This window comes from Kitasatospora sp. NPDC059646 (assembly GCF_042734615.1).
GTDB lineage: Bacteria > Actinomycetota > Actinomycetes > Streptomycetales > Streptomycetaceae > Kitasatospora.
The window spans coordinates 1-12,949 of the sequence record NZ_JBHWDS010000062.1 but is presented as its reverse complement, the minus strand read 5'-3'; the positions used below and the strand labels follow the sequence as shown (position 1 = coordinate 12,949).

6 protein-coding genes are annotated in these 12,949 nt (G+C 71.5%); 5 read left to right on the top strand and 1 reads right to left on the bottom strand.

The window, feature by feature from the left end:
- Positions 1–15: 15 nt before the first annotated feature.
- On the bottom strand, positions 16–966 hold the full coding sequence (locus ACFV1L_RS31435) for a phosphatase PAP2 family protein (protein WP_380372369.1): 951 nt from the start codon (positions 964–966) through the stop codon (positions 16–18).
- Positions 967–1,282: 316 nt separating this feature from the next.
- Here ACFV1L_RS31435 and pulA point away from each other — a divergent pair, with 316 nt between their 5' ends.
- The 5 genes from pulA (at position 1,283) to ACFV1L_RS31410 (ending at position 12,811) form a co-directional block, all read left to right on the top strand.
- Entirely contained in the window at positions 1,283–6,814 is a 5,532-nt protein-coding gene (gene pulA / locus ACFV1L_RS31430) for a pullulanase-type alpha-1,6-glucosidase (RefSeq protein ID WP_380372367.1), read from the top strand.
- A gap of 415 nt (positions 6,815–7,229) precedes the next feature.
- Complete coding sequence (locus ACFV1L_RS31425; RefSeq protein ID WP_380372364.1) at positions 7,230–9,584, top strand: M4 family metallopeptidase; 2,355 nt, start codon at positions 7,230–7,232, stop codon at positions 9,582–9,584.
- Between the two features lie 153 nt (positions 9,585–9,737).
- A complete protein-coding gene (locus tag ACFV1L_RS31420; RefSeq protein WP_380372361.1) occupies positions 9,738–11,069 on the top strand; it encodes an ammonium transporter in 1,332 nt (443 codons plus the stop codon).
- Positions 11,066–11,404 carry a P-II family nitrogen regulator gene (locus ACFV1L_RS31415; RefSeq protein ID WP_035861976.1) on the top strand — a complete coding sequence of 113 codons (339 nt, stop codon included), beginning with the start codon at positions 11,066–11,068 and terminating at the stop codon, positions 11,402–11,404. Before ACFV1L_RS31420 ends, ACFV1L_RS31415 begins: the two co-directional genes overlap by 4 nt.
- 228 nt (positions 11,405–11,632) lie before the next feature.
- The gene (locus tag ACFV1L_RS31410) at positions 11,633–12,811 is read left to right on the top strand and encodes a macrolide family glycosyltransferase (RefSeq protein WP_380372358.1); all 1,179 of its coding nucleotides are present in this window, start codon (positions 11,633–11,635) and stop codon (positions 12,809–12,811) included.
- Positions 12,812–12,949 lie beyond the last annotated feature (138 nt).

The window sequence follows — 12,949 nt, the reverse complement described above, 5'->3', positions numbered from 1 at the left end:
CGGGCGCCGCCTGCGCTACGCCGAGACCTTGGCGTCCCAGGCGACCGGGACCGTCAGGGCCTGCTCGGCGGGGTCGTCCGGGTGCCGGGGGAGGCGGTAGACCCAGTTGTGGTAGATCACGCGGGCGGCGAGGAAGCCGACCAGGAGGCAGATCTCGCCGCCGACGGCGTCCAGCCAGAAGTGGTTGGCGGTGGAGACGATCACGCTGAGGGTGACCAGCGGGTAGGCGAGGCCGAGGACGCGGACCCAGGTGCGGCGGGCCAGGAAGAAGATGGTCAGGCCGCACCACATGGACCAGCCGATGTGCATGGAGGGCATCGCGGCGAACTGGTTGGAGACGTGCGCGCCGGCGCCGGAGGCCATCGAGCCCCAGGTGTCGTGGACCTTGACGGTGTCGATGAAACCGCCGTCGGTCATCAGCCGGGGCGGGGCGAGCGGGAAGAAGTAGAAGCCGACGAGCGCGATGCCGGTGGTGATGAACAGCACGGTGCGGGTGGCGGCGTAGCGGCCGGGGTGGGAGCGGTAGAGCCAGACCAGGACGCCGATGGTGACGATGAAGTGCAGCGTGGCGTAGTAGTAGTTCATCCCGACGATCAGCCAGGTCACCGAGTTCACGCCGTGGTTGATCGAGCGCTCGACGGCGATGCCGAGGGTGTGCTCGAAGTCCCAGACCCAGCTGGAGTGCTTCTGCGCTGTCGCGGCCTGCTCGGGAACGGCGTTGCGGACCAGCGAGTACAGCCAGTAGCTGATGCCGATCAGGGCGAGTTCGAAGAGCAGGCGCGGGCGGCGCGGGGTGCGGCGCTGTTCGCGGAGGCGGCCGCGGAGTGCGGCGGTGGGCGTCCGGGCGACGCGGGTGGCTCCGCCGGGCGTGCGGGCGGTGTGGTCCGTGCCCGGGTCGGAACCGTCGCGCGCGCCCCGCTCGGCGCGTTCGGCGTCGGCTGCGTGGATCTCGGTCGGTTCCCCCATGGACGAGAAGTCTGCCAGACGAGGTGTGGTCGCTTGCTCATCCTCTGGTCGGGGATTCTTCACCGACTGTCCCCCTACGGGGGTAGGGGTCGGTCGGTTTTCGAGGCGCATGCGGTCCATTGTGGCGCGCGGGTTACCGGGGGTCGAACCGGGGTGCGGTTCGTGCCCGGAGCCCCGGGGGAGGCGGGGCGGGCTCAGGTCACGACTCGGTATGACTCACGCCCGTCACGCCTTTCGCATCTTGCTGAAACATCTTGCAGAGCGCTAGGTTCCACGCCACCCACCCTGCCCGAGCGCCCCTAGGGAGAGCCCTGCCGTGGCCGATGCCCAGTCCCGTTCCCCGCGCCGCACGACCCCCTACCGCCGCCCCGGACGGGCTTCCGTCCTGGTGGCGGCCTCGCTGATCGCCGCCACCCTGGGGGCCGTGCCGCTCGCGTCGGCCGCGCCGCCCGCGCCGCCGGCCCCGCCGTCGGACGCGGCGCTGGCGGCGACCGCGGCCCGGCACGACCTGACCCGGGAGCAGTTCTACTTCGTGCTGCCGGACCGGTTCGCCAACGGCAGCACCGGCAACGACACCGGCGGCATCACCGGCGGCCGGCTGGACAACGGCTTCGACCCGGCCGACAAGGGCTTCTACCACGGTGGCGACCTGAAGGGCCTGATCGACCGGCTCGACTACATCCAGGACCTCGGCACCACCGCGATCTGGATGGCGCCGATCTTCAAGAACAAGCCGGTGCAGGGCGCGGGCGCGGACGCTTCGGCCGGCTACCACGGCTACTGGATCACCGACTTCACCCAGGTCGACCCGCACTTCGGCACCAACGAGCAGCTCAAGGAGCTGATCGACAAGGCGCACAAGCGGGGCATCAAGGTCTTCTTCGACGTCATCACCAACCACACCGCGGACGTCATCGACTACGCGGAGGGCTCCTACGACTACCGTTCGGCGGGCGCGTACCCGACGCTCGACGCGGACGGGAACCCGGTGGACGAGACGGCGGTCGCCGACGCGCGGGCGCAGTGGCCGAGCACCTCGAAGGACTCCTTCCCCTACACCCCGGTGCTGCGCACCCCGGCGGACGCGAACGCGAAGACCCCGTCCTGGCTGAACGACCCGTCGCTGTACCACAACCGGGGCAACTCGACGTTCGTCGGCGAGTCCGCGACCGAGGGCGACTTCTCCGGGCTGGACGACCTGGACACCCAGAACCCGCGGGTCGTCGCGGGGATGGAGAAGATCTACCAGCAGTGGGTGGCCGAGACCGGGGTGGACGGCTTCCGGATCGACACCGTCAAGCACGTGAACCTGGCGTTCTGGGAGCAGTGGGCGCCGGCGTTGAAGCAGTTCGCGGCGCAGCGGGGCAACCGGAAGTTCTTCATGTTCGGCGAGGTGTACTCGGGCGACCCTGCGGTGACCTCCCCGTACGTCACCAAGGGCAAGCTGCAGGCGACGCTGGACTTCGCGTTCCAGGAGGCGGCCCGGAAGTACGTGTCGCAGAACGGTTCCGCGAAGGCGCTGAGCGAGCTGTACGCGCAGGACTACCGGTACACGACGGCGGACACCGACGCGTACGAGCTGCCGACGTTCCTCGGCAACCACGACATGGGCCGGTTCGGGTCGTTCCTGCTGAGCGACAACCCGGGGGCGTCGGACGACCTGCTGCTGCGCAAGGACCGGCTGGCCGACGAGCTGCAGTTCCTGACGCGCGGTCAGCCGGTGGTCTACTACGGCGACGAGCAGGGCTTCACGGGCGCGGGCGGCGACAAGGACGCCCGGCAGGACATGTTCGCCTCGAAGACCCCGTCGTACAACAGCGACGCGGTGATCGGCGGCACGTCCGGCCCGCAGGACCGGTACGGCACGGACGGGGCGCTGTACCGGGGCATCGCGGCGCTGGCGAAGCTGCGCAAGGACAACCCGGCGCTGGCGGACGGCGCGCAGGTGGAGCGGTACGCCGCGGACGGGCCGGGCGTGTACGCGTTCTCCCGGATCGACGCCAAGGACCAGGTCGAGTACCTGGTGGCGGTGAACAACGCGGCCGAGGCGAAGACCGTCACGCTGGACACCTTCTCGGCGGGCATGGACTTCGACGGCCTGTACGGCTTCCAGGGCCGGGCGAGCAGCGGCGCGGACGGCAGGGTGACGGTCACCGTCCCGGCGATGTCCTCGCTGGTGCTGAAGGCGAAGCACAAGCTGGCCAAGCCCGCTGACGGCCCGTCGATCACGGTGACCGCCCCGGCCGACGGCTCGTACGGCACGGTGGCGCTCGGCGCGACCGTGCCCGGCGGCGGCTTCGACCGGGTCACCTTCGCCGCGCAGGTCGGCAACGGGCCGTGGCAGACCCTCGGCACCGCCGACAACGGGGTGTACCGGGTCACCCAGGACCTGGACGGCGTCGCGCCCGGCACGGTGGTGCGGTTCAAGGCCGTGGTGCAGGACTCGGCCGGCCGGCTCGCCTCCGCCAGTGGGCAGTTCACGACCGGTCAGCAGCCGCCGGCCCCCGCGCCGAGCGCCGTGGCCCGGCCGTACGCGGTGGTGCACTACCAGCGGCAGGACGGGAACTACGACGGCTGGAACCTGTACACCTGGGGCGACATCGCCGACGGCGAGGGCACCACCTGGCCGGACGGGCACGGCTTCGTCGGGCGGGACGCGTACGGCGCGTTCGCCTACGTGAAGCTGAAGAGCGGAGCGTCCGACGTCGGGTTCGTGGTGGAGAAGAACGGCGCGAAGGACGTCGAGCAGGACCGGCACATCGACGTCTCGGCCACCGGCGAGGTGTGGATCAAGGAGGGCGACCCGGCCGTCCGCACGGCGAACCCGGACGGGGCGCAGCCGGTGCCGGAGGGCAGGGCGATCATCCACTACCGGCGGGCCGACGGCGCCTACGACGGCTGGGGCCTGCACGACTGGACCGGCGCGGCCACCCCGACCGACTGGGGCAACCCGCTGATGCCGGCCCGCCGGGACGCGTTCGGCGCCGTCTTCGAGGTGCCGCTGGCGGCGGGCGCGACCAGCCTCAGCTACATCATCCACAACGGCAACGACAAGGACCTGCCGCAGGACCAGTCGCTGGACTTCGCCGCCTCCGGCCGCGAGGTGTGGATCATCGGCGGCCAGGAGGGCTACCTGCTGCCGCAGACCGCCGGCGCCTCCTCGCAGCTCGACCCGGCCTCCGCGAAGGCCCAGTGGATCGACGCGAGGACCGTCGTGGTGCCCGCCGGCTACGGGGCGGCGGACGCCCAGTTGAAGGGCGGCACCAGCGCCCAGCTGATCTACGACCCGCAGGGCGGCATCACCGTCGAGAAGGGCGTGCTGTCCAAGCCCGGCCACTGGATCCGGCTCACCCCGGCCGCCGGGCTGACGGACGCCCAGAAGGCGAAGTTCCCGCACCTGGCCGGCTACCGGGCCTTCACCGTCGACCCGCGCGACGCCGGCCGGATCACCGACGCGCTGCGCAGCCAGCTGCTCTTCACCGAGCACCTGCCGAACGGCGCGGCGCTCGCCGCCACCGGCGTGCAGCTCCCCGGCGTGCTGGACGACCTGTACGCGGGCCGGGCCGCCAAGGCCCAGCTCGGCCCGGTGTACACCGGCCCGGGCCGGGGCAACGGCCGCAACCGCAAGGTGACGCTGTCGCTGTGGGCGCCGACCGCGACCGGGGTCGCCGTCCAGCTGTTCGACAGGGCGGCCGGCGGCAGCCCGAAGACCGTGCCGATGAAGCGCGACGAGGCGTCGGGCGTGTGGTCGCTGACCGGGGACGCCAAGGACCTGGACGGCAAGTACTACCTGTACCAGGTCGAGGTGTGGGCGCCGAGCGTCCAGCGGAAGGTGGTCAACACCGTCACGGACCCGTACTCGACGGCGCTGGCCGCCGACTCGAAGCGCAGCCTGGTCGCCGACCTGTCGGCCCCGTCCACCAAGCCCGAGGGCTGGGACCAGCACCGCAGTCCGGCGGCGATCCCGGCCGTGCAGCAGCAGATCCAGGAGCTGCACGTGCGGGACTTCTCGGCCGCCGACGGCACCGTGCCGGCCGACGAGCGCGGCACCTACCTGGCGTTCACCCGGTCGAAGTCCGCGGGCATGCAGCACCTGAAGGAGCTCGCCGCGGCCGGGGTGACGACCGTTCACCTGCTGCCGACCTTCGACATCGCCACCATCCGGGAGAACCGGGCCGACCAGAAGCTGCCGGCCTGCGACCTGGCCGCGCTGCCCGCGGCGTCGGAGAAGCAGCAGGAGTGCGTGGCGGCCGTGCAGGCCGACGACGCCTACAACTGGGGCTACGACCCGCTGCACTACACCGTCCCCGAGGGCTCGTACGCCACGGACCCGAACGGGACCGCACGGACCGTGCAGTTCCGCGAGATGGTGCAGGCGATGCACGACGCGGGCCTGCGGGTGGTGCTCGACGTGGTCTACAACCACACCGCGGCGGCCGGGCAGGACGAGCACTCGGTGCTGGACAAGGTCGTCCCCGGCTACTACCAGCGCCTGAGCGACAGCGGCAAGGTCACCACCGACTCCTGCTGCGCCGACACCGCGCCCGAACACGCCATGATGAACAAGCTGGTGGTCGACTCGGTGGTCACCTGGGCCCGGCAGTACCGGGTGGACGGCTTCCGGTTCGACCTGATGGGGCTGGACCCGAAGTCCACCATGCTGGACGTGCAGTCCGCGCTCGCCGGGCTCACCCCGCAGAAGGACGGCGTCGACGGGAAGAACGTCTTCCTGTACGGCGAGGGCTGGAACTTCGGCACCGTCGCCAACGACTCCCGGTTCGTCCAGGCCACCCAGGTCAACATGGCCGGGACCGGCATCGCCACCTTCAACGACCGGATCCGGGACGCCGGCCGCGGCGGCAACTTCATGCTGTCCTCGGCCCCGCAGCAGGGCTTCGCGTCCGGCCTGTACACCGACCCGAACGGCTCGCCGGACAACGGCACCCCGGAGGAGCAGAAGGCCCGGCTGCTGCACCAGATGGACCAGATCAAGGTCGGCCTGACCGGCAACCTGGCCGGCTACGCCTTCACCGACTCCGGCGGAAAGCCCGTCACCGGCAAGGGAGTCGACTACAACGGCGCCCCGACCGGCTACGCGGCGAACCCCGGCGAGGCGGTGGAGTACCTGGACGCGCACGACAACGCCGACCTGTACGACGCGCTGGCGTTCAAGCTGCCGCAGGGCACCTCGCCCGCCGACCGGGCCCGGATGCAGGCGCTCGGCCTGTCGCTGACCGCGCTCTCCCAGGGCCCGGGCTTCGCACAGGCCGGCAGCGACCTGCTGCGCTCGAAGTCGCTGGACGCCAACTCGTTCGACTCCGGCGACTGGTTCAACGCGATCTCCTGGAACTGCGAGCTGGGCAACGGCTGGGGCCGCGGCCTGCCGATGGCGGCCGACAACCGGTCGATGTGGGACCGCGACAAGCAGCTGCTGGCCGACCCGGAGCTGCGGATGGGCTGCAACGAGACGGGCGCCTCCACCACTCTCTACCAGCAGTTCCTGAGGATCCGTCAGTCCTCGCCGCTGTTCTCGCTGCCGAGCGCGGCGGAGGTGCAGCGCCGGCTGTCGTTCCCGCTGTCCGGCACCGCGGGGGAGAACCCGGGCGTGATCACCATGCACCTGGACGGCACCGGCCTGAAGGGCGCGGAGAAGGGCCTCACGGTGGTGTTCAACGCCACTCCGACCGCGCAGACCCAGACCGTGGTCGGCCTGCGCGGCACCGCGCAGGCGCTGCACCGGGTGCAGGCCGCGGGCGCCGACCCGGTGGTCCGGAAGGCAGCCTTCGACCCGGCCTCGGGGACCTTCACGGTGCCGGGCCGGACGGTCGCGGTGTTCGTCCAGAAGTAATGGTTCCCCGCCGGTAACAGGGGTCTCACCTCCGGGTGGGGCCCCTTGCGGGATGGCCGAAAAGCATCGGTCGGGTCCGGCCGCCCGCCGGGCCGTTCCTGACGCCGTCCCAAATGCCGGACCATGGGCGGCCCTTGACGGTCTTGTAGGGCGGTCATAAATGAGTCAATCCGTGGCATGCATCTGTCATTCACGGGGTGTTTGCTGCCACGATTCCCCTCGCTGCGAAGACAGGTAGCCCCACTCACAGCCGGTGGAGCCCTCCCCAGGCCACCGGCACCCCGCAGCCCTGTACCGCGCCAATGCACCGCACCCCGCGCCGCGACCGGCGGCTGGGGCCCCCGCTGCGCCGCAACCGCGGCCAGATTCTCTCCACCGCTCGTGACCCCGCGACGGTCGGTAAAGGAGTCTCTGTATGTCTCGCTACACGCATGCCCGCGTGAGCATGGCCGCGCTCGCGGCCACCACCGCCATGCTGGTGACCGCGATCCCGGTTGCGGTGGCCCAGGCCGCCCCCGCCGGCCCGTCCGCGACGGCGCAGGTCGCCGACCAGCAGGCCGCCGCCGGGCGCGCCCAGCTGATCTCGGAGGCGGGCAACCGCTCCGCCCAGGTCGCCCAGAACCTGGGCCTGGGCTCCGCCGAGAAGCTGGTGGTGAAGGACGCGTCCAAGGACGCCGACGGCACCCAGCACTTCCGCTACGAGCGCACCTACAACGGACTCCCCGTCCTCGGTGGCGACATGGTCGTCCACCAGGCCGCCAACGGCACCACCAAGGGCGTCGACCGGGCCTCCACCGCGTCGCTGAACGGCCTCTCCACCACCCCGAAGCTGGCCGCCGCCAAGGGCCAGGCCACCGCGCTGGCCGCCGAGGCCAACTCCTCGGTCGAGACCGCGCCCCGCCTGGTCGTCTGGGCCGCCGACAACAACCCGCGCCTGGCGTGGGAGACCGTCGTCGCCGGCGTCCAGAAGGACGGCACCCCGAGCAAGCTGCACGTGCTCACCGACGCCACCACCGGCGACGTCATCCAGAAGTGGGAAGGCATCGAGACCGGCACCGGCACCGGCGTCTTCGTCGGCAACGTCACCATCGGCACCACGCTGTCCGGTTCGACGTACCAGCTGAAGGACGCGACCCGCGGTGGGATGTACACCACCAACATGAACAACGGGACCAGCGGCAACGGCACCCTGTTCACCAAGTCCACCGACACCTGGGGCGACGGCACCGCTGCCAACAAGGAGTCCGCCGCCGTCGACGCCCACTACGGCGTGTCGATGACCTGGGACTACTACAAGAACACCTTCGGCCGCAACGGCATCCGCAACGACGGTGTCGGCGCCTACAGCCGGGTCCACTACAGCAGCAACTACGTCAACGCGTTCTGGGACGACAGCTGCTTCTGCATGACCTACGGCGACGGCTCGGGCAACACCCACCCGCTGACCGAACTCGACGTCGCGGGCCACGAGATGACGCACGGCGTCACCTCCAACACGGCCGGCCTGAACTACTCGGGCGAGTCCGGCGGCCTGAACGAGTCCACCTCGGACGTGTTCGGCAACATGGTCGAGTGGTACGCCAACATCGCCAAGGACAGCCCCGACTACCTGGTCGGCGAGCTGATCGACATCAACGGCAACGGCACGCCGCTGCGCTACATGGACCAGCCCTCCAAGGACGGCTCCTCGGCCGACTACTGGTCCTCCACCGTCGGCAACAAGGACGTCCACTACTCGTCCGGCGTCGGCAACCACGCCTTCTACCTGCTGTCCGAGGGCAGCGGCGCCAAGGTGATCAACGGCGTCAGCTACAACTCGCCGACCTACAACAACATCGCGGTCACCGGCATCGGCCACGACAAGGCCGCCGCCATCTGGTACCGGGCGCTGACCACCTACTGGACCTCCACCACCAACTACGCGAACGCCCGGGCCGGCATGCTGTCCGCCGCGACCGACCTGTACGGCGCCAACTCGGCCGAGTACAACGCCACCGCGACCGCCTGGGCGGCCGTCAACGTCGGCTCGGTGCCCAGCACCGGCGGCCCGACCGTGACCAGCCCCGGCAACCAGTCGACCGCGCTGAACGCCTCGGTCAACCTGGCGATCAAGGCCACCGGCGGCACCGCGCCGCTGACCTACTCGGCCACCGGCCTGCCGACCGGCCTGAGCATCAACTCCTCGACCGGCGTGATCACCGGCACCGCCACCGCGGCCGGCACCTACAACGTCACGGTCACCGCGAAGGACTCCGCCGCCAAGACCGGCACCGCGTCCTTCACCTGGACCGTCACCTCGGGCGGCGGCGGCAGCTGCACCCCGGCTCAGCTGCTCGGCAACCCCGGCTTCGAGACCGGCACCGCCGCCCCGTGGACCACCACCTCCGGCGTGGTCGACAACTCCACCTCGCAGGCCGCGCACTCCGGTTCGTGGAAGGCGTGGATGGACGGCTACGGCTCCGCGCACACCGACAGCATCTCGCAGACCGTCACCGTCCCGGCCGGCTGCAAGGCGTCGCTGAGCTTCTGGCTGCACATCGACACCGCCGAGACCACCACGTCGACCGCGTACGACAAGCTGACCGTGACCGTCAACGGCACCTCGGTCGCCACGTACTCGAACCTCGACAAGAACACCGGCTACGTCCAGAAGACCATCGACCTGTCGGCCTACGCCGGCCAGTCGGTGACGGTGAAGTTCAACGCCGTCGAGGACGCCTCGCTCCAGACGTCCTTCGTGGTCGACGACACCGCCGTCCAGACCAGCTGACCCACCCTCGGTGACCGGTGCCCGGCAGCCGCTTCGGCTGCCGGGCACCGGCGCGCCCCGGGGTGTGAGGGGACGGAAACCTCCGGTTCATCCGAAACACCCCGGAAACACCGGTGACGACGGCGCGAAACCCCGCCCCGCGACACTCCCGCCATGCCCCTCGCTGACTCCCCGCCCACCCTGGACAGCGGCGACACCGCCTGGCTGCTGGCCTGCACCGCGCTCGTCCTGCTGATGACGCCCGGCCTCGCGCTGTTCTACGGCGGCATGGTGCGCACCAAGAGCGTGCTCAACATGATCATGATGAGCTTCGTGTCCATCGCCGTGGTCACCGTGGTCTGGCTGCTGGCCGGCTACACCCTCGCCTTCGGCCCCGACGCCGGCTGGGGGCTGATCGGCTCGCTCGACCACCTCGGCATGGCCGGCCTCACCCCGCACAGCGTCACCGGACACGTCCCCACCCTGCTGTTCGCGACCTTCCAGCTCACCTTCGCGATCATCACCGCCGCGCTGATCTCCGGCGCCATTGCGGACCGCGCCAAGTTCGGCTCCTGGGTGGCCTTCACCGCGGCCTGGACGCTGCTGGTCTACGTGCCCGTCGCGCACTGGGTGTTCGCCCCCGACGGCTGGATCCTGAAGAACCTCGGCGCGCTCGACTTCGCCGGCGGCACCGTCGTCGAGGTCAACTGCGGCGCCAGCGGCCTCGCCCTGGCCCTGCTGCTCGGACCCCGGCTGGGCTTCCGCAAGGAGGCGATGCGCCCGCACAGCCTGCCGCTGGTGCTGCTCGGCGCCGGACTGCTCTGGTTCGGCTGGTTCGGCTTCAACGGCGGCTCCGCGCTGGGCGCCAACGGCCTGGCGGCCGCCGCGGTCCTCAACACCCAGGCAGCCGGCTGCGCCGGACTGCTCGGCTGGCTGGTGGTCGAGAAGCGCCGCGACGGCCACGCCACCACCCTCGGCGCGGCCTCCGGCGCGGTCGCCGGACTGGTCGCCGTCACCCCGTCCTGCGGCAGCGTCGACCTGCTGGGCGCGCTGGTGATCGGCCTGGCCGCCGGCGTGGTGTGCTGCTACGCCGTCGGGTGGAAGTTCCGGTTCGGCTACGACGACTCGCTGGACGTGGTCGGCGTGCACTTCGTGGCCGGCGTCCTCGGCACCGTGCTGATCGGCGTGTTCGCCACCGCCGTGATGACCGGCGGCCCCGCCGGACTGCTGCACGGCGGCGGATTCGGCCAACTCGCCCGGCAGGCGACGGCCGTGCTGGTGGTCGCCGGGTACGCCTTCGGCGCGACCTACGGCATCGGCCGGGCGATCGACCGGGTGATGGGGTTCCGCGCCGCGCCCGAGCACGAACGCACCGGTCTGGACCTCGCCGTGCACGCGGAGACCGCGTACGATCACGGCGTCCTGAGCCACGGCTCCGCCCCCGTCCACCCGTACGGGACGGCCGCCTCACCCGCCCCAGCACCCGACAGGACCCGCCCGGTATGAAGCTGATCACCGCCGTCGTCAAGCCGTTCAAGCTGGACGAGGTCAAGACCGCGCTGCAGGAGATCGGCGTGCACGGACTGACCGTCACCGAGGCCAGCGGGTACGGGCGGCAGCACGGCCACACCGAGGTGTACCGGGGCGCGGAGTACCGGATCGACCTGGTGCCGAAGGTCCGGATCGAGGTGGTGGTGGAGGACGAGGACGCCGAGCGGGTCTGCGAGGCGGTGGTGGCCGCCGCCCGGACCGGGAAGATCGGCGACGGCAAGGTGTGGACGGTGCCGGTGGAGGACATCGTCCGGGTCCGCACCGGCGAGCGCGGGCCGTCGGCGATCTGACGGACGGTCAAGTGCGGGCAAAGTGACGGTCATCAATTCGGATGCGCCGGCCCGGCCGCCGGGCTAGGGTCCTTGCCATGTCCTTCTTCCACCAGATCTACGGCTGACGCGGCCGGGGCAGTGCCCCGAGCCTCGCGTCCCCCCGCCCCGGCGCCCTCCTGAGGGTGGTGCGCCGGCGGTGCGGTGTTCCCTTCCCGCCCCCGTAGACCGGAAGCAGGTGCTTCTTCCATGACCCGACGCGCCCATATCGCCATGATCGGCATCCCGGCGGTCAGCCACGTCCGCCCGAGCCTCGAAGTGATCCGCGAACTCGTCGCCCGCGGCCACCGCGTGACGTACTTCAACGACCCGGCGGCGGCCGAACTGATCGCCCCCACCGGGGCCGAACTCGTCCCGTACCCGTCCACCCTGCCGGTCGCCGACCACGACTGGCCGGAGGACCCGATCGGTGCCATGCGGGTCTTCCTGGAGGACGCGATCGCGATGCTGCCCCGGCTGCACGCGCACTACGACGCCGACCCGGCCGACCTCTACCTGTACGACATCGGCGCGTACGCCGCCCGGGCCCTCGCCGAGGCGCAGGGGCGGCCGATCGTGCAGCTCTCGCCCACCCTGGTCGGGTGGGACGGCTACCAGGAGGAGATCGGCGGCCAGCTCCGGCAACTCCCCGGCGCCGACGCCTACTTCGGCCGCTTCGCCGAGTGGCTGGCCGGGAGCGGCGCCACCACGGTGGACGTGGACGCGTTCTCCGGCAAGCCGGCGCGCGCCGTCGCGATGATCACCGAGGCGATGCAGCCGCACGCCGACCGGGTGGACCGCAAGGCCGTCGACTTCGTCGGCCCGTGCTTCGACCTGCGGGCGGAGCAGGGCAGTTGGCAGCGCCCGGCCGGCGCCGACAAGGTGCTGCTGGTGTCGCTCGGCTCGGCGTTCACCCGGCAGCCCGCGTTCTACCGCAACTGCCTGGCGGCCTTCGGCGGCCGCCCCGGCTGGCACGTGGTGCTGCAGATCGGCAAGCACACCGACCCGGCGGAGCTCGGAGAGATCCCGGCCAACGTCGAGGTGCACCCCTGGGTGCCGCAGCGGGCGATCCTGGAGCAGGCCGACGCCTTCGTCACCCACGCGGGGATGGGCGGCTGCGGCGAAGGGCTGCTGGCCGGCGTGCCGATGATCGCGGTGCCGCAGGCCGCCGAGCAGTTCATGAACGCCGACCGCCTGGTCGAACTCGGCGTCGCCCGCCGGCTGGACACCGAGGACGCGACGCCCGAGGCGCTCCGGTCGGCGCTCACCGACCTGCTGGAGGACGCCCAGGTGGCCGCCCGCTCGCGGGAGTTGAGCGCCCGCGCCGCCTCCGAGGGCGGCACCGCCCGGGCCTGCGACCTGATCGAGCAGGAGCTGGGTCGGGGCTGACGCACTCCCCTCCGGCCGCGGGGCGGGCCGCCCGCACGGCCGCGTACGCGGGGGGGGGGGGCGCGGGGGGGGGGGGGCGCGGGGCGCCCCCGCGCGCGGGCGAGTATATGCGGGGCCGGCGGGCGCGGGAGAGTTAGG

Coding starts and splice junctions, on each gene's coding strand:
- ACFV1L_RS31435 (WP_380372369.1), bottom strand. CDS start 966: ATGGGGGAACCGACCGAGATCCACGCAGCCGACGCCGAACGCGCCGAG.
- ACFV1L_RS31425 (WP_380372364.1), top strand. CDS start 7,230: ATGTCTCGCTACACGCATGCCCGCGTGAGCATGGCCGCGCTCGCGGCC.
- ACFV1L_RS31420 (WP_380372361.1), top strand. CDS start 9,738: ATGCCCCTCGCTGACTCCCCGCCCACCCTGGACAGCGGCGACACCGCC.
- ACFV1L_RS31415 (WP_035861976.1), top strand. CDS start 11,066: ATGAAGCTGATCACCGCCGTCGTCAAGCCGTTCAAGCTGGACGAGGTC.
- ACFV1L_RS31410 (WP_380372358.1), top strand. CDS start 11,633: ATGACCCGACGCGCCCATATCGCCATGATCGGCATCCCGGCGGTCAGC.